Annotated in this window: 19 protein-coding genes; 12 read left to right on the forward strand and 7 right to left on the reverse strand. The window is 69.5% G+C overall.

The window, feature by feature from the left end:
* Window positions 1-46: 46 nt before the first annotated feature.
* The gene (locus V6V47_RS14375) at window positions 47-976 is read right to left on the reverse strand and encodes a rhomboid family intramembrane serine protease (RefSeq protein WP_334628683.1); all 930 of its coding nucleotides are present in this window, start codon (window positions 974-976) and stop codon (window positions 47-49) included.
* Between the two features lie 134 nt (window positions 977-1,110).
* On the reverse strand, window positions 1,111-1,821 hold the full coding sequence (locus tag V6V47_RS14380; RefSeq protein WP_334628684.1) for an HAD family hydrolase: 711 nt from the start codon (window positions 1,819-1,821) through the stop codon (window positions 1,111-1,113).
* 122 nt (window positions 1,822-1,943) lie between these two features.
* On the opposite strand from V6V47_RS14380, the gene V6V47_RS14385 reads away from it, so the two are divergent.
* Window positions 1,944-2,573, forward strand: a complete 630-nt coding sequence (locus tag V6V47_RS14385; RefSeq protein ID WP_334628685.1) for a hypothetical protein — start codon at window positions 1,944-1,946, stop codon at window positions 2,571-2,573.
* Between the two features lie 3 nt (window positions 2,574-2,576).
* Here V6V47_RS14385 and V6V47_RS14390 read toward each other — a convergent pair whose 3' ends face one another.
* Window positions 2,577-3,152 carry a TetR/AcrR family transcriptional regulator gene (locus V6V47_RS14390; RefSeq protein ID WP_334628686.1) on the reverse strand — a complete coding sequence of 192 codons (576 nt, stop codon included), beginning with the start codon at window positions 3,150-3,152 and terminating at the stop codon, window positions 2,577-2,579.
* A 121-nt stretch (window positions 3,153-3,273) separates the two neighbouring features.
* On the opposite strand from V6V47_RS14390, the gene V6V47_RS14395 reads away from it, so the two are divergent.
* The 9 genes from V6V47_RS14395 (at window position 3,274) to lepB (ending at window position 10,816) form a co-directional block, all read left to right on the forward strand.
* Window positions 3,274-4,491, forward strand: a complete 1,218-nt coding sequence (locus V6V47_RS14395; RefSeq protein ID WP_334628687.1) for a low temperature requirement protein A — start codon at window positions 3,274-3,276, stop codon at window positions 4,489-4,491.
* 140 nt (window positions 4,492-4,631) lie between these two features.
* Window positions 4,632-5,471, forward strand: a complete 840-nt coding sequence (locus V6V47_RS14400; protein ID WP_334628688.1) for a helix-turn-helix domain-containing protein — start codon at window positions 4,632-4,634, stop codon at window positions 5,469-5,471.
* A 67-nt stretch (window positions 5,472-5,538) separates the two neighbouring features.
* Window positions 5,539-6,129 (forward strand): dihydrofolate reductase family protein, encoded by a 591-nt coding sequence (locus tag V6V47_RS14405; protein ID WP_334628689.1) that lies wholly within the window; start codon window positions 5,539-5,541, stop codon window positions 6,127-6,129.
* A 400-nt stretch (window positions 6,130-6,529) separates the two neighbouring features.
* On the forward strand, window positions 6,530-7,009 hold the full coding sequence (locus tag V6V47_RS14410) for a GNAT family N-acetyltransferase (protein ID WP_334628690.1): 480 nt from the start codon (window positions 6,530-6,532) through the stop codon (window positions 7,007-7,009).
* 78 nt (window positions 7,010-7,087) lie between these two features.
* On the forward strand, window positions 7,088-7,336 hold the full coding sequence (locus V6V47_RS14415; protein WP_334628691.1) for a hypothetical protein: 249 nt from the start codon (window positions 7,088-7,090) through the stop codon (window positions 7,334-7,336).
* A 57-nt stretch (window positions 7,337-7,393) separates the two neighbouring features.
* The gene (locus tag V6V47_RS14420) at window positions 7,394-7,954 is read left to right on the forward strand and encodes a MauE/DoxX family redox-associated membrane protein (protein WP_334628692.1); all 561 of its coding nucleotides are present in this window, start codon (window positions 7,394-7,396) and stop codon (window positions 7,952-7,954) included.
* Window positions 7,951-8,514 carry a hypothetical protein gene (locus tag V6V47_RS14425; RefSeq protein WP_334628693.1) on the forward strand — a complete coding sequence of 188 codons (564 nt, stop codon included), beginning with the start codon at window positions 7,951-7,953 and terminating at the stop codon, window positions 8,512-8,514. Before V6V47_RS14420 ends, V6V47_RS14425 begins: the two co-directional genes overlap by 4 nt.
* Window positions 8,511-10,361: an ABC transporter ATP-binding protein gene (locus V6V47_RS14430; RefSeq protein WP_334628694.1), complete on the forward strand. Its 1,851-nt coding sequence runs from the start codon at window positions 8,511-8,513 to the stop codon at window positions 10,359-10,361. Before V6V47_RS14425 ends, V6V47_RS14430 begins: the two co-directional genes overlap by 4 nt.
* Window positions 10,358-10,816, forward strand: coding sequence for a signal peptidase I (gene lepB, locus V6V47_RS14435; protein WP_334628695.1), 459 nt, complete (start codon window positions 10,358-10,360; stop codon window positions 10,814-10,816). Before V6V47_RS14430 ends, lepB begins: the two co-directional genes overlap by 4 nt.
* Here the strand turns inward: lepB and V6V47_RS14440 are convergent.
* The 4 genes from V6V47_RS14440 to V6V47_RS14455 form a co-directional block, all read right to left on the reverse strand.
* The gene (locus V6V47_RS14440; protein ID WP_334628696.1) at window positions 10,800-13,595 is read right to left on the reverse strand and encodes an AfsR/SARP family transcriptional regulator; all 2,796 of its coding nucleotides are present in this window, start codon (window positions 13,593-13,595) and stop codon (window positions 10,800-10,802) included. The genes lepB and V6V47_RS14440 overlap by 17 nt on opposite strands.
* A 151-nt stretch (window positions 13,596-13,746) precedes the next feature.
* The gene (locus V6V47_RS14445; RefSeq protein WP_334628697.1) at window positions 13,747-14,643 is read right to left on the reverse strand and encodes a hypothetical protein; all 897 of its coding nucleotides are present in this window, start codon (window positions 14,641-14,643) and stop codon (window positions 13,747-13,749) included.
* Between the two features lie 61 nt (window positions 14,644-14,704).
* Window positions 14,705-15,223: a cupin domain-containing protein gene (locus V6V47_RS14450; RefSeq protein WP_334628698.1), complete on the reverse strand. Its 519-nt coding sequence runs from the start codon at window positions 15,221-15,223 to the stop codon at window positions 14,705-14,707.
* A gap of 101 nt (window positions 15,224-15,324) precedes the next feature.
* Window positions 15,325-18,033 (reverse strand): MGH1-like glycoside hydrolase domain-containing protein, encoded by a 2,709-nt coding sequence (locus V6V47_RS14455; protein ID WP_334628699.1) that lies wholly within the window; start codon window positions 18,031-18,033, stop codon window positions 15,325-15,327.
* Window positions 18,034-18,075: 42 nt separating this feature from the next.
* Here V6V47_RS14455 and V6V47_RS14460 point away from each other — a divergent pair, with 42 nt between their 5' ends.
* Window positions 18,076-20,019 (forward strand): amylo-alpha-1,6-glucosidase, encoded by a 1,944-nt coding sequence (locus V6V47_RS14460; RefSeq protein ID WP_334628700.1) that lies wholly within the window; start codon window positions 18,076-18,078, stop codon window positions 20,017-20,019.
* Between the two features lie 137 nt (window positions 20,020-20,156).
* Window positions 20,157-20,340, forward strand: a 184-nt coding sequence (locus tag V6V47_RS14465) for a glycogen/starch synthase (RefSeq protein WP_334628701.1), incomplete at its 3' end; no start/stop codon positions are given.

A 20,340-nucleotide genomic window follows, 5' to 3' on the forward strand; every position in this document is an offset into this window, starting at 1 on the left:
CATCCTGACAGCCGACCCCCCTCGCGGTCAGCCCCCACGCGACGTGTCACCGGCCGAGGTTCAGGGACTGCCCCACCACCAGTGCGACGAGCAGCATCGCCAGTGCGACCGTGACGGCTGTCTGTACGACGACCCGTCGACGCGCCGGGGCGTACGCCATGCCGACCGCAGCGAGGCCGCCGATGAGCAGACCGCCGAGATGCCCCTCCCAGGAGGTGAAGCCGGCCGAGAGCACCATCCAGAGTACGAACATCAGGAGCAGCCGGTTCCGGTCGAGGGGGTGGTGGTGCAGGCGCCGGGTGAGCACGAAGTAGCAGCCCGCGAGGCCGTAGATCGCGCCCGAGGCGCCGACCGCCGCCTGCCCCGGGTCGACCAGGAAACCCAGCACCGACCCGCCGAGTGCCGCGAGCAGGTAGACGGCCAGGAGACGCGCCGACCCCAACCGCTCCTCGAGGACACGACCGAGCACCCAGAGCCAGATCATGTTGAACGCGATGTGCGTGATCCCGAACCCACCCGAGCCGGGCGGCAGGTGCAGGAAGGCCGCCGTGATGAGGCGGTACCACTCACCGTGCGCGACCCCGATCGGGCGGAACCCGGCGTAGCTGTCGCCATCGTCGATGTAGCGCTGGCCGTCCGCGTCGACCAGACCCGTGCCGAGGCTGTCGAACTGGCCGAGGATCGCCGGGTGCACCAGCTCGACCAGATAGGCCAGCACGTTGAGCGTGATGAGCGCGTACGTCACTGCCGGCACGCTGACGAGCCGGCCACCGAAGACCGTACGGGCCTCCCGGACCGTACGGTTCTCGGTGCGGACGCACTCCGGGCAGCGGTGCCCGACCGGAGCTTCGCGCATGCAGTCCGGGCAGATGTATCGGTCGCAGCGGACGCACCGCAGCAACGCCTCCCGGCGGGGGTGCCGGTAGCAGGTCGTGGTCGCCTCGGCCGGAGGCGGACCGTCGCTGGTCGTGTCCATGAGTTCGGTCCCGATGTCACGGAGGGCTGCGGCGACACGGCGCCACCGGGACGGAGTACGGCCGGTGGCTGTCGAGGTGTGGCGCGCTCACTTTACGAGAAGGAGGCCCCGCCCGCGGTCCCGTGGCGGCGGGGTCAGAAGTGCCGAAGCAGATCGGGGAAGGCGGCCAGCCGCAGCACTCCCGCGTCGGTCGGATCCAGCTCGTCGTGCTCCAGCACCCAGGTGTTCTCGTTCGGGATGAACACCGCGTTCAGCCCGGCGGCCCGGGCCGGCAGGATGTCCGACTTCGGGGAGTTGCCGATCATCCAGGCATCCGTCGGGGCGAAGCCGTGCTCCCGGGCCAGCCACCGGTAGGTGTCGACGTCCTTCTCGGTGACGATGTGCGCGGCCCGGAAGTGGTGCAGCAGACCGCAGGCGTCCAGCTTGCGCTGCTGCTCCTCCCGCTCGCCCTTGGTCAGCAGCAGCAGCTCGTGCCGGCCGGCCAACTCGTCCAACGCCTCGGCCACCCCCGGCATCAGCTCCACCCGGTGCTCCACCAGCGCCAATGCCAGCCGGTCGATCTCCTGGCGTTCGGCGTCGGTGGCCGGGCGCTCGCGCAGCCGCTCCAGGCACTCCGCCAGGCTGCGCAGGAAGACCTTGCTGCCGTAGCCGTGTGTCACGGCGTTGGCCCGCTCGATGTCGTCGAGGATCGCCCGGGTCTCCACCCGGTCCAGGGTGGGGTGGTCGAGCCAGGCCAGGAAGTCGTCGATCACCCGCTCGAAGACGACGTTGTTCTCCCACAACGTGTCGTCCGCGTCGAAGATCAGCACCTGCGCCTGTCGCCGACCCGTCGCGTCGACCGTCATGCCGTCCCCTCCTCGTCCTCGGCGCCTCGAAGGCCAAGCCAGGAGGATAGCCGCGAGATCATCGCGCGGGCATCTCTATACTCGTCGATCGTCTGCCGGAGCTGCGCCTCGAGGAGCACGTGGTGATCAGGATGAAGTGGGTCGCGGGCGCGGCGATGCTGGCCTGTGCCGGCGCGCTGGCGGGCTGCGGAAGCGGTGGCGACAAGACACCGGATGCCCCGGCTGGTACGGCGACGCCCTCGGGCACCGCGACGGGCACGCCACTCGCCGCGCCGTCCCCTGGCGCACCCGCGACCGATCCGCTGCTGTCCGGTCAGCGGGAGGTCACCATCATGCGGGTGCAGGCATCCGAGGAACTGGAGCTCAGCGGTCGACTCGAGGAGGGCGGCGACACCGGCGGCCGCCAACTGTTCGTTCCGACGCCCATCGGAGGCGACCGTTACGTGATCAAGGCCTACGGCACGGCCGACGGTCACCCGGCCAACGACGACCCGTCCTGCTGGCAGGTGAACGGCCTGGACATCGAGCCCGAGCTGACCATCGAGGCCGCGGTCTGCGACGAGGACAACCCGATCCAGCGGTTCACCATCACCGCCACGGGCGACGGCACGTACGCGATCGGCAGCGAGACCCGGTCCCTGCAGCACGCCCCGGGCAACGGCCTCATCCTCAAGGAGTCGGGCAACGGGCGGCCGCCCAGCACGTTCCGGTTCGTCGACAAGGGTCCGGCCCGCCGCCCCATGTCCGGCTGACGGTCAGGGCCACCGCAGCAACCGTTCCGCGATCATCGTCTCCCGCTCGTCCTGTCCCTCGGGACGTAGCCGGCCGCCCCGGGTCAGCATCACCACACCGTGCAGCAGGCTCCAGCCCACCTCGGCCAGGGTGTCCGGGTCACGGCCCGCCGCCAGCGGGGTCAGGGCCGCCCGCAGGGCAGCGAAGACGGCCCGGGGCGCGGCCGGCACCCCATCAGCGCCGAGGGCCAGGTCGGGGGTCAGCGTCAGCATCGCGTCATATGCCGCCGGATTGGCGTACGCGAAGTCGAGGTACGCGCTCGCCATCACCTCCCACGCACGCTCGGGGACTTCGTTGTCCGCGTGCGCCGCGGTCAGCGCGGCGGCCAGGTCGGCGAAGCCGCGTACCGCGACGGCAGCGAGCACGGCCTCCTGATCGACGAAGTGCCGGTAGAGGTCGCCGACGTCCACCTCGGCCCGGTCGGCCAGCCGTCGGCCGCTGATCCCCGTCCAACCCTCTTCCTCGGCCAACTCCCTGGCGGCCGTGACGATGACGTCACGTCGGTCCCGTTCGGTGGTCCCATCGGTAGGTCCGGACACGTCCCGAAGCGTAGTGGCGGACACCGCTCGTAGCCGTGTGGTGACAGATTGGTGACTCACGTCCGATCCACCGGGTGCGCCGGGTGACGCCAAACCCGACGTTCGCTCGTTAGCTGAGGAGATGAGAGAGACGCGCCGCGAACGGCTGCTGCGTACCAAGGACAGCCTCCAGCGGGCCACCTTCCTGGAGTTGTTCCTCGACCTCGTCTTCGTCTTCGCCCTCACCCGGATCTCCGCCCGGCTGATCACCGACTTCACCGACGGTCAGCGGGGAGTGCTCGCGGGTCTCGGTCAAGCGCTGGTGCTGTTCCTGGCCCTGTGGACGGTCTGGTCGTTGACGGTCTGGTCGACCAGTTGGCTGGATCCGGAGGCGTCGATAGTCCAGGTCGTCATCGTCATGACCATGGGCGGCGCCATGACGATGGCCGTCGCGGTGCCCGACGGATTCGGCGCCCGGGCCTCCCTCTTCGCCATCACGTTCGTGACCCTGCAGATCGGCCGGGTGACGTACTTCTACCTCGCCGCACACGGCCGGCCCGACCCCCGGCAGTCCATCCGGATCCTGTTCTGGCTCGGCTTGAGCTCTCCGCTCTGGGTCGTCGGCGGGCTGACGAATCACGGCGCACTGCGCGGCTGGCTCTGGTCCATCGCCGTGCTGATCGACTACGTCGGGGCGTTCTTCGGGTGGCCCACCCCCCGACTCGGCGCGCAACGACTCGGCGTCCAGGCGATCGCGGCCGAACACCTGGCCGAGCGGTACCAACAGTTCCTCCTCATCGCGCTCGGCGAGGCGATCTTCGTCATCGGGCTCGCGTTCAGCGGCAGCACCTTCCAGGCCGAACACACGGGCGGCTTCGTCCTGGCGTTGGCGACAACCGTCCTGCTCTGGCGAATCTACTTCCACGTGGCGGGAGAGGCGCTGGATGCCGCCATCAGCCGCTCCCGGAACGCCTCTCGACTCGCCACCGACATGGCATTCGCCCACCTGACGATGATCGCCGGGATCGTCCTGACCGGCGTCGGCATGGAGTTGTTCATCGACGAGCCACTCGGGCACCTCCCGGAGGCCTGGCTCATCGCCATCCTCGGCGGCCCGGCGCTCTTCCTCGCCGGCCGGTCGGCCCTCGAGTTCCAGGTCTTCGGCAGGGTCTCCCGATCCCGGCTCCTCGGGCTGCTCGCCCTCGGGTTGCTCGCCCTCGGCCTGCTGGTGCCGGCAACCCGCCACCTGCACCCGATCATCGCCGGCGCGACCGCCGCCGCGGTGCTGCTCGGCGTGGCCGGCGCGGACGCCCGACGGTCACGCCGCCGACCAACGGAGACACCCATGCCACCGCTCTAGGTACTCCTCACTCTTTGAGCGCTGTACGGCCCTGCCGGCGCACCCGTACCGCGATCGCGAGTGCCACTGGATTCTCGCCAGCTCGATGCTGGCGGCGCGGCTGGACCATCCCGGCGCGCGATGCCGGCGATACTGTGGGCGTGGAGTACCTGTCCAGAGTGCCGCGACCGCCGCTGGACGGGCTGATCGACGACCTTTACTACCTGGAGGGTGCGCCGCCGTACGCCCGGCTGACGCTGCCGGCGAGTCCGGCGGCGTTGCTCATCGTCAACCTCGGGGCGCCGTTCCGCATCCGCGCCGGCACGGACATCGAGACGGCCGAGTACGCCGACGGCTGCGTGGTCACCATGCCCACCCACGCGTGGGAGTTCGGCTACCCACTCCAGACCCGGTCCGTCGGCGTGCACTTCAAGCCGTGGGGGCCAGCGCCGTTCCTGCCGATGCCCGCGGCCGAGCTGTGTGACCGGCCGGTGACGGTAGAGCAGGTCTGGGGCCGACCCGCCATTGCTGAGCTGCGAGAGCGGCTGGCCACGGCGGCCGGCCCGCACGAGATGCTGACGCTGCTCGAGGAGGAGCTGATGCGACGGCTGTGCGAGACCGCCGGCCTGGGGCTGGTCCGCCACGCGAGCAGCGTCATCGCGGCGACCAGCGGGGCGGTGGCGATCGGCGACCTGAGGGTGGCAGCCGGTGTCAGCAGCACTCATCTGGCACAACGGTTCAAGGAGCTCATCGGCGTCACACCGAAGCGGCTGGCCCGCACCCACCGCTTCGCCGCCACCTTGCTCGCGATCGACTTCGCCGAGCCGATCGACTGGGGCGACGTCGCCGGTGGCGCGGGCTACTTCGACCAGGCCCACTTCGGCCACGAGTTTCGGGCGTTCACCGGGCTCACGCCGACCCGGTACGTCGAAGTCCGCCGGCGGTTCCTGCGCGACCATCCCGGCCACGTGCTGGACGGCTGGCCGTTGCCAACCGATTGATTTCGTACAAGAGCGACAGCCCACGACACGCTAACTTGAGCTCACCCCAGAGCAGAGGAGAGGGTCCGTGGGCAAGGTGGTCATGTACAGCTCGGTGTCGGTGGACGGCTTCATCGCGGACGAGAAGGATCAGCCCGGACCGCTGTTCGACTGGTTGTCCAGCGGTGACGTCCCGTTGGACGAGAGCGGCGTGGTGAAGGTGTCGCAGACGTCCTACGACTACACCCGGCCGTACTGGGACCAGATCGGGGTGACGATCGCCGGCCGCCACGTCTTCGACCTGACGGACGGCTGGGACGGGAAACCTCCGAGTGGGATCGACCACGTGGTCGTCGTGACACACCGGCCGGCGCCCGAGGGCTGGGACCCGCAGGCGCCGTTTCACTTCGTCGACGGCGTCGAGGCAGCCGTGGCCAAGGCGCAGGAGCTTGCGGGTGACCGCATCGTCGAGGTCGCCGCTGGCGACGTCGGTGGCCAGGTGCTCGCCGCGGGCCTGGTCGACGAGGTGCGCATGGACGTCGTACCCGTCGTGCTCGGGTCCGGCAAGCGCTACTTCGGGTCGGTCCACGCGCAGCACCTGTTGGAGGATCCTGACGTGATGCTCCAGGGCGACCGGGTGCTTCACCTGCGCTATCAGGTGCGCCGTCGACCGATCTGAGTGGGCACGCGTAGAAGGCCACTGCGATGGGCCGTTCGCCCGACGCTCACGCTCGACCCGGCGTATCGGCGACGTGAAATCGGGGGCGTCGGCCGTCTACAGCGCGTGAAGATCCTTGTCCGGGCCCACCGCCTTGGGATGTGCTGGTCGACGTCGGGGTGAAGGACCACCCCGAGCGAGGTGGGAAGGACGACGGTGGCCAGGTCCAAGCGACGCAGACCAGCGAGCGGGTACGAACCAGGCGGCTGCGTGTTGGCGACGGGCGTGGCCCCGCCAGCACGTGAGCGTCCCCGCATCCAGGGCTGCGTACGCCCGTAGCCCCGGCCGCTCCCACCGCGCCGCGCGGCGGGTCCGGGCCGGTTCGAGCCGGCCCGCCGCGCCCCTCAGCCAGAATGCTCGCGTGCACGTCAGAGTTGCGGGAGAGCAGGACTTTCCGGGTCTTCTTGGCTTGGCCGCCCAGGTCGAGCACTGGTTCGGCCCGATGGTCGAGGATCGCGGCTTCCAAGACGCGGTACGCAAGCACATTCGACGGTCCACGGCGCTCGTCGCCGCCACCCCGGGGCCGGATCTTCTGGGTGGCCTGCTGTTCGCGGTGAAGGCTCCGACCTACCACGTCCACTGGTTGGTCGTCGCCGAACAGGCACGAGGAAAGGGCGTCCGGCGCGCGCTGATGGCGGACGCAATGCGACGATTTGTGCCAGGCCCAGGCATCGTCGAGGTGGTGACCTTCGGGGCGGATCACCCCGGTGCCTCCGCGAGCGGTGCACGTGTCTTCTACGAGCGCCTTGGCTTCTCCCCCGGCGAGGTAACCGATCCGGGTCCGGATGGCGGTTCACGCCAGGTCTACCGCTTGGCTCTGCGCAAGTCCTCGACCAGCTAACGCAGCGCTATCGCAGCGGTATCGCAGCGCCGCACCTCATGGTGGTGACCAGCAAGTTCCTACCACCAGGGAGGTCTGATGACGCGAGTCATGAACCGGCTGGGTGACCGGATGCTCGGTCTGCTCATCCAGCGCAGCGAAGCGGGGGCCTGCGTGCCCGAACAGGGGCAATCCTGCGGCTGTATCGGCAACGAAGCCAAGGCTTGGTGCATTGGCAACCAAACGCTCAGGGTCCCGCAGTACATCATGAAGATCTCGTGCAATGGACCGTGCTATTGGACCACCACCAGGTGCGGAACCGTCGACGTGTTCCGTTCCTACTGCTGACACGTCACGGCGGGTGGGCGCCATCGGGAGCCCACCCGTCCCGTCGAAGGGCTGGCCGTGGCTAACGTGCTGTTGATGTGTCGAGTCCTGCTGCTGCTGGTTTTCCTTGCGGCGGTCGTGGGCAAAGGCAGGCCGACTGCCTTTGCTCAGTTTGCTCGGTCAATGCGCGAATACGATTGGATCCCGAAGAGGCTCCACACGCCGGTCGCGTACGTCGTCGTGCTGGGTGAGGGTGCGATCGTCCTTCTGCTTCTCCTGCCACGATGGACCTGGCTTGGGCTCGCACTAGCCATGGCCATGACCTCAGCGTTCACGGCCGCGACCGCCGTATCGCTCGTGCAGGGACGGCACCGGACCTGTCAGTGCTTCGGCATGAGCGGGACCATGCCGCAGGGCGCACCGCACCTGGTGCGCGACCTTCTCCTCATCGTCGTAGCCGGAGTCGGGGTCGCAGGTTGGATTAATGCGGCACCTGGGGGCAGTTTCTCTCACCCCGGTGCCGTCGCCGCCATAGCCGTCGCGGTAATCGGGGGGTTGGCTGTGGTGCGTATGGAAGACCTCATCTTTCTCACGACCCGCGTCCCGCGGGTCCATCAAGGGATCGGAGGCAGGTCGTGATTAACACTCTGCTGGCGTGCGTGGTTGTGCTGGCCGCGATCACTATTCTCAACCTGACACTGTGCTTCGCAATCATCCGAAGCCTGCGCGGGGCGACGCCCCACGAGGATCCTCCGGAGCTCGACCTGCCCGCGATCGGCACACGGATAGGCGACTTTCTCGCCCGTGACATCGACGGTGCGACTGCTTCGACTTCGGACCTGGCCGGACAATCAACAGTTGTCGGCTTCGTGATGCCCGGCTGTGGTCCCTGCCGAAATCTCGTCGACGCTGCTCGGGACGGCCGGTTCCCCTCGGGCACCTCTGCCTTGTTCTTCGTCCGCGCCGGGATCCCCGCCACAGATGAGGCCCAATACCTCGTCGACAATCTGCGGAGCGTTGCCCGAGTGGTCGTGATGTCCGGGGACCTCGATGAGGCCGTCAACGGCGCGTTCGGCGGAATCACGGGCTACCCCACGCTCCTGCGGGTGGACGACGGGGTCGTCACCTCCGTAGGGAGAGAATTTGACGCGGTCAACGGGGCGCAGCGCGAGCCGCTCCTGACCCAGTCACTCACGTGAAGAGCGGTGACGTGCCGCCCGACGAATCATCCTCTGGTCGCCAGCACATTCAGCTCAGATTGGCAGCCAAGGCCCTAGCGCTGGGTTGGCGGGCGGCGCGCACCGAGACCCTCATCCTCTTGGCACTCACCTGCGCCTCGGCGGCACTGCCCGGCGCCGCAGCCTGGCTGGGCAAGCTTCTCCTGGACGAACTGGCGTCGGGCGGTGCCGCCAACATGAGTCGGGTGACCCTCCTGGTGGTGTGGGCAGGCGGAATAGCGGTGGCGATAGCAGCGCTCGGGCACCTGTCGGGGCTGGTTGAACTCAAGCAACGGCACGCCACATCGCTTCAGGTCACCGACCAGTTGTATCGCCGGGTGAATGCCATCGCCGGACTTCAGCATTTTGAGGATCCATCGTTCCTCGACCGCCTGAGGCTGGCCGAGCAGGGCGCTCAGGGTGCTCCTGGCGAGATCGCCGGCTTCGCGCGGGAGACCGTGCGATCTGTTGTCACGCTGGCGGCGTACATCGGAGTGCTGACAGTTCTCTGGGCGCCGATGGCACCCCTGCTCGTCGTGGTTGCGGTGCCCGCAACCCTGGTGCATCTCCACATCGCCCGCCTCGAGGTACGGGCGGCCGAGCAGGCGACCACCAGCCATCGGCGTCGCGCGTTCTTTGCCGCCATGCTCACGGACACACGAGCGGCCAAGGAGATCCGCCTCTTTGGGCTCGGTCGGCTGTTTCACGGCCGCATGATCCACCTGCAGCGGGACGCAGCGAACCTCGAATTGCAGGTGGCGAGGCGAACGACTGTCGCGCAGACTCTCCTCGCCTCTCTTGGCGCAGCCGTAATCGGCCTGGGTGGCCTTGTCGTGGCCCGCGGGGTGCTGACCGGCCACCTGACGATCGGCGACTTGAGCCTGTTCGGCGCCGCCGTCGCGGGTGTCCAGGGTGCGCTGTTCGGCATCGTCCTCAAAATAGGACAGCTCTCTGCAGCATTGTCCCTGTTCGGGTCCTTCGTCGCCGTGCTCGAGACGCCACCGGACCTACCGAGCGGTCGGCGAGAGGTGCCGCCCCTGCGTAATAGCATCGAGTTCCGGGATGTCTGGTTCCGATACGGCACCGGTCCTTGGGTGCTGAAGGGCTTCACGCTCGCCGTGCCGCATGGCGCCTCGGCGGGACTCGTGGGTGCGAATGGCGCCGGAAAGAGCACCATAACGAAGTTGCTCTGCCGGTTGTACGATCCCGAGCGCGGCCAGATCCTCTGGGACGGCGTCGACATCAGCGAGTTCGACATCGAACACCTACGGAGTCGGATCCAAGCCACGTTTCAGGACCACATGAATTTCGAACTCACTGCCGCGGAGAACATCGGGATCGGTGACATCGGCCGTATCGACGACCGCAGCCGGATCCAGCAGGTCGCCGAGATGGCCCAAATTCACCACATGATCTCGACGCTCCCCCGGCAATATGACGCCCTGCTGAGCCGAGCGTTCTTTGACGATGAGACCGGGGAACGCGGAGTGCTTCTCTCTGGTGGGCAGTGGCAACGCGTCGCGCTCGCCAGATCGCTGATGAGAGAGGACGCCGACCTGCTGATACTCGATGAACCGAACGCGGGCCTCGACGTCGTCGCCGAGCACGAGATTCACGCGACGTTGCACCACCGCCGACGCGGTCGGACCAGCCTCCTCGTGTCCCATCGTCTGGCAGCGCTGCGGGACGCCGACCTGATCGCCGTGTTGGTGGACGGCCGTATCGCGGAGCATGGGAACCACGACGCACTCATGGCCGCCGACGGTGAGTACGCAGGCCTGTTTCGGCTACAGGCTGCGGGCTACCAAGATGAACGGGTCGGCACATGACCTATCTCGCGGCCGCTGCCTTCCTGCTCACCGCCGTGTTGACAGCAGTCGGCGTCCGCCTCGTTCGCCAACGTTTCCACATGATCGTCGTACGAGGAAGCAGTATGAACCCGACCCTCCAAGACCAGGACATCGTGCTCGTGCGGGTCCGGCGCCAGCCACGCCTCGGCGACGTGATCGTCTTCCGAATGCCGGACGAGCATGTTGACGACGACCTGTCCTGGATGATCAAACGTGTCAATGCCGGACCGGGCGACCGGATACCGGCCGAGGAACGACGCATTCTTGCCGGGTCCACGGTGGCGAGTGGTTGCCTCCTGGTCCGAGGTGACAACGCCGAGAGCCGCGACTCACGGCACTTCGGATATGTGCCGATCGACAGCGTGCTAGGTGTGGTGGTGCGACGAATGTCCTTCCGTGAGCGAAGCGCCACCCCGCTCAGGTCACGGTGGTGAGCTTCTCGCGTATCCGCCCCGACTCGTCGTTGCCCAACTCGTCGAGGAGGTCCGCGGCCCTCTTCCACGCGTCGCGTGCGGCATGGATGGTCCCCGCCTCGTGGTGGACATCGCCAAGGCGATCGAGGATCACCGTCTGTCCGTACCGGTCACCGAGGGACTGACACAGTGCGAGGGCGTGGGTGTAGTGCTGCACGGCTTGAGGGTGCTCACCGAGATGGTGGTGGGCGTAGCCGAGGCTCTCGGACGCCGAGGCTTCACCATGCTGGTCGCCGTTGCGCTGGTGCAGAACGAGCGCCTCGCTCAGGTAGTCGCGGGAACGTTCGTAGTCGCCCTGTCGCGCCCAGGACCAGCCAACGGCTGCGAGCGAGTGTGCCTCCTTGTGCGCGTTGCCGATGGCGCGGTACAACATGAGCGCCTGCTCCGCATGGTGGGATGCCTCCGCATAGCGCTGCTGGGTGTCCCGCAGCCAGCTCAGATCCAGATGGACATGCGCCTGGCCGGACGGGTCACCCAACTGGTCGAAGCACTGCAGCGACGCCGCGAACGCCTCGTCAGCCTCGCCGAGGCGCCCGATGCGGATATAGGCGCGGCCCAGCCCGCGATGGCTCTGCGCGCGCCCCTGTTGGTCGGCGATCCGGGTCGCCGACCGCTGCGCGAGCTGCTGCGTGTGCGCCCAGTCCCGCCAATGGCCCTGCCAGTCGAAGAAGTCCCCCATCGACCACGCCAACCGCCAGGCGTACTCCTCTATGCCGGCCTGCTCGGCTGCCAGCTCCACCAGCGCGAGCAGAACGCGATGCTCGGTGGTGAACCACCTCAATGCCTGCTCCCGAGTCGTGACCTGCTCCAGGGCGACGTCGGTCGCCGGATCGGGCACCGTGATGGGATCGCGGTGCGGCGTCAACAGAAGCGCCGCGCTGCACGCGGTCTGCAAAAGGTGGTCGAGCATCCGGCGGAGCGCAGACCGCCGCTCGACGGCGTTGAGGGATGCCTCGGACAGCTCCCGTGCGTACGCGTGGAGCAGGTCGTGGTGGGCGTACCGACCAGGACCGACCTCGACGAGCAGATGGGCTCGGGTCAGCTCACCAAGCATCATGCGGACACGTACTGCCGACACCCCGGCGAGACTGGCGGCGGCGTGCTCGGCGAAGTCAGGACCCGGGTGCAGGCCGAGGAGTCTGAACAGGCTCGCCGCCTCGCCGCTCACGGCGCCCAGAGACCAGGAGAAGACCGCCCGCACGTTGGTGGTCGCGTCGCCGCCGTCAAGCTGGTCGAGGCCGCCTCCGGCCAGGCGCATATGGTCCGCGAGCGTGTCGAGCGTGGCGGCCGGGTGCATCGCCGCGCGCGCCGCGACGATGGCCAGGGCGAGCGGCAGGCGCGCACAATGGGTAATGAGAGTGTCGATGGCTGCCGGTTCGGCCGCTACCCGGCTGCCGCCGATACGCTGCGCCAACATGTACCGCGCGTCGGCTCGGCTGAACAGGTCCAGTTGCACCGCATGAGCGCCTTCCACTGCGACCAGACCGGTGAGCTGCGTCCGGCTGGACACCAGGACCAGGCAACCGGGCGACCCCGGCAACAGTGGGCGGACCTGTTCAGCGTCGCGGGCATTGTCGAGCACCACGAGCACTCGGCGACCCGCGAGCAGGCTGCGGTAGAGCCCGGCCTGGGCAGCAGGTTCGACAGGGATGCGATGGGGAGCCACCTCGAACGCGTCGAGAAAACCCCGCAGTGCCTCGGCCGGATGCGCCGCCGTACCACTTGGGTCGAAGCCCCGAAGATTGACGTAGAGCTGCCCGTCGGGGAAATGGTCAGCGACGTGATGCGCCCAGTGCACCGCGAGGGCTGTCTTGCCGACGCCCGGAGTCCCGGAGATGGCCACGATGGTGACGGCGGCAGATCCGTGATGGCTGGCCAACACCGCGTCGAGGCGCTCGAGTTCCGCGTCGCGCCCAACGAATCCACGGGTCGCGGCGGGAAGCTGGGCAGGAGTCGGGCCCGCCGGTGGCGCTTCGGGAGCGGTCGCCACCAGCTCCGGGTCGTCGACAAGCACCCGTTGCCGTAGTCGCTGCAGATCGGCGCCGGGGTCCAGGCCGTACTGGTCGGCCAGAAAGCTGGCACCCTCGGTGTACGCGCGAAGCGCATCGGCCTTCCTGCCAGCGCGGTGCAGTGCCACCATCAGCAGGCCCCGGAGGCCCTCGTGCAGCGGGTCCGCGGCGACGAGTCCCATCAACTCAGTCACCATTGCCTGCTGGTCGCCGCCGGCCAACCTGGTGGTCGCCCACTCCACCAGCACCGTTCGCCGCAGTTCATTGAGGCGCGTCGCCTCGCCCTTTACCAACGTCGAATCGATGCCCTCGAACGCGGGCCCGCGCCACAGGCCCAGCGCCGCCTCGTAGAGCACTGATGCGTCAGCGTGGGCTGCCCGTTCGGCTGCCGCCCGACCGAGCCGTACCTGGCTCTCGAACTGGGCCGCATCGTAATTGTCGTCGTCGATCTGCAGGAGGTAGCCCGTGGAGTGGGTCACCACCACGGCGCGGTCGTTGAGAGCCCGGCGCAGCGACGAGATCAGCGCCTGCACCCGATTCCGGGCCGAAGCTGGTGGGTGCTCACCCCACAGCCCTTCAATCAGTCGGTCGATCGACACGACTCGGTTCGCATGAGCTGCCAGGTTCGCTATCAGGCTCTGCTCCAGGCGCCCAAGGCCGACCACGGAACCCGATGTGACTATCTCGATCGGGCCGAGGACACACACGGCGGGCATTGCGGCGTTCTCCACGTTCGCTCCCTCCGGCTGCCGACCCGACTCGAGCAGATTCCTGCCCGGGGCGGAATGCACGTTCCACGTAGGAGAGTGGGCTCAGCGGCATGCTCGCACCTGCCCGACGTGCCGACAACCGCCGTTCGCAGCGGAGCCGGTGGAGGATCGTTCAGGCTGACCGCGATGCTGACCCAGGCGACCCGGATGTGGGGCTGAGCAACGCCACGACATCCGCTGGCAGCGGGTCGCCCACGAAGCGCGTACCGCTGGCCACCGCGCCCTCGAAGGCGAACCTGGCCCCCGCGTCGAGTGCGCAGCCGGTGAGCGTCACCCGGCCGCCGGTCAGCTGCGCTCCCCGCAGGTCGATCGTCCCGCCGACGACCCGGCACCGGGTGAGGTTGAGACTGGTGCCGTCGCTCAGGTGGATGCCGGGCAGCGGAATTCCGTCGAGCACCGCACCACTCAGGTTGAACGCGCAGCCGTTCCAGTCCGGCAGCGGCCCGGGCGCGAGGTGGGCCTGGATGGTGCCGAGGATGCCCTGGCGGATTTCCCGCTCGCCCGCCGTCCAGCCGGGCGCGGAGGGGTCCGGCTCGTAGGGCAGCCGCAGGTAGGCGCAGAGGACGCTCACGCAGATCTGGCGCAACTCCTGGCTCGGCGCGTCGTCGGCGAGACCGCTCACGGCGTAGACCGCGGCGGCCCGGGCGGCCGGCCGTTCGTGGCCGAGCTGGGTCGTTGCGCTGCCGAAGCGCTCGTTGAACAGGCGGGTGTCGTCGCGGCGGGCGGCGGCACGGGACCGCTCGTTCTCCTCCTCGACGACCGCCTGCCGCCGGTAGGCCACGACCAACGCGACCACCCCACCGACCCCGGCCACGACCGCGAGTGCCAGCTTCACCAGCTCCAACTGGTTCGAGACGGTGTACGCCGCGCCGCGCGGGAGCCGGGGCGAACCGACGGCGAGCCACAGCGCCGTTGCCGCCAGAACGAACACGATCGCGCCGGCGAGCAGCACGACGGCGACGTGCCGGCCAAGCGACGCCGGGCGACGCAACCAGATCCTTCGATCCATGAAGTGCAGCGTAGGGGGCCTCACCAAGCGCAACCGGTCAACCCATGAGCGGCGGACAGCGCTACGGAACCAACAACTCCGTGCGGTACTCGGCGGCCAACGCGGCCGCGCGCTGCTTGCGTACCTCCTGCTCGTCGGCGCTCAGCGACGGCGGCGGCGCGGTGGGACCGTCGACCGGGTCGCCCACCCGCAGGAAGTAGTCGTCCTGGCCAGCCGGTGTGCACATGCACAGCAGCCGGGCCGGCTGGTCGAAGGTATTACGGAAGAAGTGCGGTGCGTTGGCCGGGATGTTGACCGTCTCCCCCGCCCGCGCGACGGTCGTCTCCTCCCGGAAGGTGAACTCCACCGCACCCTCCAGCACCGAGAACATCTCCTCGAAGTCGTGCCGGTGCGGCGGCGGACCGCCGCCCGGCGGCACCCGCATGTCGATCAGGCAGTACCGCCCGGCCGTGTCACCCCCACCAACGAGGATCGTGTACGTCCCGCCGGCGATCGAGAGGTGCGGCAGGCGGGCGTCGTCGGGCGTGACATGTACGAGCGCACGCTTCGGATCGTCTGCGGGAATCGCGGAGGCGGTCATGCTGCGCTCCTACCCGACCGCGCGACGTCCATGCACCCCCCACCACATGATCGGCCTGCTCGGTGTCGTAGCGCGCTCACGCCCGCGCTCACACCGGCGGGTCAGCGGCGCAACGTGAGGATCAGGTCGGCGACCAGCGCCGTCCAGCCGGTCTGGTGCCAGGCGCCCAGCCCGGCGCCGTTGTCGCCGTGGAAGTACTCCGGGAAGGCGATCAGGTCCCGCCAGTCGGGGTGGGTCTGGAAGATCCGGCACGCGCCGTAGATCGGTCGCCGGCCCCAGTCGTCCTGGGTGAAGAGCGAGATCAACCGGGCGGAGAGGTCGTCGGCGATCTCGTCCAGCGTCAGCTTGACCCCGGAGCGGGTCGGGTACTCCACCTGGAGGTCGTCGCCGAAGAACGCCGCGTAGTCGCGCAGGGCGCTGATCAGCAGGAAGTTGGTCGGCATCCAGATCGGGCCCCGCCAGTTCGAGTTGCCACCGAACAGCCCGCTGGTCGACTCGGCCGGCTCGTAGCCGACGGAGAAATCCTGCCCGCCAAGAGTCACCGAGAACGGCTTGTCCAGGTGGGCGCGGGACAGCGTACGCAGGCCGAAGTCGGAGAGGAACTCGTCGGGGTCCAGCATCCGGGCCAGGAGCCGGACCACCTGCTCCGGACCGACCATGGACAGCAGCCGCTGCTGCCGCCCGTCCGGGCCCAGCCGGCGGGTGCCGATCACCTGGGCGTACTCGGGGCGGTTGGTGAGGAACCACCGCAGCCGCGCCCCCAGCTCGGGCAGCCGGTGCAGGGTCTTCGCGGTCAGCCGGGTGGTGGCGGCCAGCGGCAGCAGCCCGACCACCGAGCGGACCTTCAGCGGCACCTTCGAGCCGTCGGCGAGGCGCAGCACGTCGTAGAAGAAGGCGTCCTCGTCGTCCCACAGACCCTGCTCGTACGCGGCGGCGGCGATGTACGCGAAGTGCTCGAAGAACTTGGTGGCCGTGTCCACCCAGGTGCGGTCGTGCTCGGCCAGCACGATCGCCATGTCCAGCAGGTTGAGGGCGTACATCGCCATCCAGCCGGTGCCGTCGGACTGCTCCAGCACACCGGCCACCGGCAGCGCCGCCGACCGGTCGAACGGCCCGACGTTGTCCAGCCCGAGGAAGCCGCCCTCGAAGACGTTGTTGCCCCCGGTGTCCTTGCGGTTGACCCACCAGGTGAAGTTGAGCAGCAGCTTGTGCATCACCCGGGCGAGGAACTCGTAGTCCCGGCCGCCGTCGATCTCGAACACCTTGAGCGCCGCCCACGCGTGCACGGGCGGATTCACGTCACCGAACGCCCACTCGTACGCCGGGATCTGCCCGTTGGGGTGCAGATACCACTCCCGCAACAGCAGCAGCAACTGCTCCTTGGCGAAGCCCGGGTCGACGCGCGCGATGCTCACACAGTGGAAGGCCAGGTCCCAGGCGGCGTACCAGGGGTACTCCCACGGGTCGGGCATGGAGATGACGTCGAAGCTGGTCATGTGCCACCAGGCGCTGTTCCGCCCCTGCCGGCGACCGGCCGGCGGCGGCGTGGAGCCCGGATCGCCCTCGAGCCAGCGTTTGACATCGAAGTGGTAGAACTGCTTGCCCCACATCAGCCCGGCGATGGCCTGCCGGGCCACCAGCGCCTCGTCGGGGCTGGCGGCCGCCGGGATCACGCCCGCGAAGAACCGGTTCGCCTCGGCCCGCCGCGCCCACACCACCGCCTCGAAGTCGTTGCCCAACTCCGCCCGGGGCGGCGGGGCGGCGGCCGGCGGCGGCGCGGTACGGGTCAGCCGCAGCCGGATCTGACGCTGCCCGCCGGCCGGCACGTCGAGCACGTAGTGCAACGCGCCCTTGGTGCCCTCCCCCGCCGGGTTGACCGTGGCCGCGCCGTTGACCACGTGATCGTTGATGCCGTCCTTCGGGTACCGGGACCGGCCGGGCAGCCCCCAGAGCCGCTCGGCGTTGGTGTCGTTGTCACAGAGCAGCGGCACCGGGTCGCCGTCGCCCTCCAGCAGCAGTTGGCCCAGCACCCAGTGCTCGCCGACCAGCCGGGAGCCCTCGCCGACCAGCCGCGGTATGCGGTCACCGCCGGGCAGCCCCCACGACCAGGTGTTGCGGAACCACAGGCTGGGCAGCACGTGCAGGGTGGCGGCCCGGTCGCCCCGGTTGGCCACGGTCACCACCATGCACAGGTCGGTGGGGGACGCCTTGGCGTAGTCGACGGTCACCGCCCAGTACCGGTCGTCGTCGAAGATCCCGGTGTCCACCAGCTCGTACTCGGTGTCGTCCCGGGCGCGCAGCGCGTTCACCGCGACCAACTCGTCGTACGGGAAGGCGGCCTGCGGGTAGTGGTAACGCCAGCGCATCCAGGAGTGGGTCGGGGTCGAATCCTCGTACCACCAGTACTCCTTCGCGTCCTCGCCGTGGTTGCCGGTGTCGCCGCCGAGGCCGAACATCCGCTCCTTGAGGATCGGATCCTTGCCGTTCCACAGCGCGAGGGCGAAGGCGAAGGTCTGCCGGTCGTCGCAGACGCCCGCCATCCCGTCTTCGTTCCACCGGTAGGCTCTGGACCGCGCGTGGTCATGCGGGAAGTAGTCCCAGGCCGTACCGTGCTCGCTGTAGTCCTCCCGCACCGTCCCCCACGCCCGTTCGGACAGATAGGGACCCCATGCGCGCCAGTCCTGCTCCCCCGAGTCGGCCTGGGCGAGCCGGAGCCGCTCGGCGTCGGGTGGCGAGGCGTCGGAGGACGAACGGTCAGTGATCACGTGCACATCTTTGACGTCGCCGCGGTACTTGACCACAGCGGCCATTCTCGTCGTGGCGTGTTACACCCCGCCGCCGGTGGAGGAAAGTTGATCGACATTCGCTTCGGCCCGCAGGTCTGCGGCGACCTGACCAGCGCGGCAAGCCGGGAGTGGCTGGTGCCCGACGGCGTCGGCGGGTACGCGATGGGCACCGTCGGTGGGCTGCGGACCCGCCGCTACCACGGTCTGCTCGTGGTGCCCGGCGAAACCCCGGCGTCCCGTCGGGTGGGACTGGCCAGCCTCGACCCGGCGGTCACCCTGCCCTCCGGCGCGCGGGTCCGACTCGGCGCGCACGAGTGGTCCTCCGGCGACGTCGACCCGCGCGGCTTCGAGTTGCTGGAGCGCTTCGAGCTGGTCGACGGGCTGCCCCGGTGGCGGTGGCGCATCGGCGCCGTGGTGATCGAGCGGGAGGTCGCGATGCTGCCCGGCCGGTCCGCCGTGGCCGTGGTGCACCGGCTGGTGGCCGGCGGGCCGGTCCGGCTGGAGCTGGCCGCCGCCTGCACGTGGCGCGACGCGCACGGCGAACGGCGGGCCGACGGCCCGACGCCGCAGGTCGAGCCGGTGGCCGACGGCGCGGTGATCGAGGGCACCTACCGGATCGCCGGCCCGGGCTGGGTGCCGGAGGGGCAGTGGTGGCTGGGCGTGCACCACCGCGAGGAGGCCACCCGGGGCCTGCACGCCGACGAGGACCTCTGGTACGCGGGACGCTTCGTCGGCGAGCTGGAACGCCCCGGCGACACGGTGTCGGTGCGGGCCTGGGCCGGCCGGCTCGACGAGGAGCCGCCGCCGGCCGCGGACATCGTGGCGACGGCCCGGCGACGCAACCGCGAGGTGGTGACGGCGGCGAAGCCGGCGGACGCGGTGGAGGCGACGCTGGTGCTGGCGGCGGACGCGTTCGTGGTGCGCCCCGGCGGCAGGGCGGTCGACGTGGTGGCCGGTTACCCGTGGTTCGGCGCCTGGTCGCGGGACACGATGATCTCGTACGAGGGGCTGTTCCTCGCCACCCGGCGGGCCGCGGAGGGGCGGGAGCTCCTGCGGGCGTACGCGGCGACGCTGTCCGAGGGGATGTTGGCCAACACGGCCGACACCGGGCGGGTGGAGTACAACACCGTCGACGGCACGCTGTGGTTCCTGCACGCGGTGAGCCGACACGTCACGGTCACCGGCGACACCGACCTGGGCGACGAGCTGCTGCCCGCGCTGCGCTCGGTGGTCGACGCCCACGTGTCCGGCACCCGCTACGGCATCGCTGTCGACCCGGCCGACGGGCTGCTGACCCAGGGCGCCCCGGGCACCGCGCTCACCTGGATGGACGCCCGGGTGTACGGGGTGCCGGTCACCCCGCGTACCGGCAAACCGGTCGAGGTCAACGCCCTGTGGATCAACGGGCTGGCCGGGCTGGCCGAGTTGACCGAACTGGCCGGGCAGGACGCGGGCGACCTGTGGCGACAGCACGGACAGGCCGCCGCGTCGTTCCGGGAGCGCTTCCCGGCGCCGACCGGCTGGCTGCACGACGTGCTGGACGCGCCCGCGCCGGCGTACCCGTTGGGTGGTGCCGCCCACCACGACGACGACGCGTTGCGCCCCAACCAGCTACTCGCCTGGTCGCTGCCGTACGCGCCGCTGGAGCCGGACGAGTCGACGCTGCGCCGCGTCGCGGCGGGTCTGCTGACCCCGCTCGGGCCGCGCAGCCTCGCCCCGGATTCGCCGGAGTTCGTCGGGCGACACCGGGGTGGGCCGGCCGAGCGGGACGGCGGTTACCACCAGGGCACGGTCTGGCCGTGGTTGCTGGGCCCGTACGTGGACGCCTGCCGCCGGGCCAAGATGTCGGTCGATGACGTGTTCGTTGGTATTGAGGCTCATCTGACCGAATATGGGCTAGGCTCAGTTAGCGAGACGGCGGACGGCCTCGCGCCGCACACCGCGACCGGCTGCCCGTTTCAGGCGTGGTCGGTGGCCGAGCTGCTGCGGGTGCGCCGAAAGGGCCAGTAGCGCTTTACACGACCGCAACGGCGGTGTCTCCGCTGGTTATCCCGGCCCCGGCAGGATGGGCTGCGATCCAGACGCAACGGCGGGCACCGTTCCGGTGTTGGTCGGCGCGCGCCCGGGGACAACTCAAAGGGGGCCGCATGTCACCCAACGCCCACGTGATCGAGATCCACCCTGGCCGGCAGCTGCGGGTGCTGATGCTCTCCTGGGAGTACCCGCCGGTGCTCGTCGGCGGCCTCGGCCGACACGTGCACGCTCTCTCCGTCGCCCTCGCCGCCGCCGGCCACGAGGTCACCGTCGTCACCCGCCACGCCGAAGGCGCAC

This window comes from Micromonospora sp. CPCC 205539 (genome assembly GCF_036906815.1).
GTDB lineage: Bacteria > Actinomycetota > Actinomycetes > Mycobacteriales > Micromonosporaceae > Micromonospora.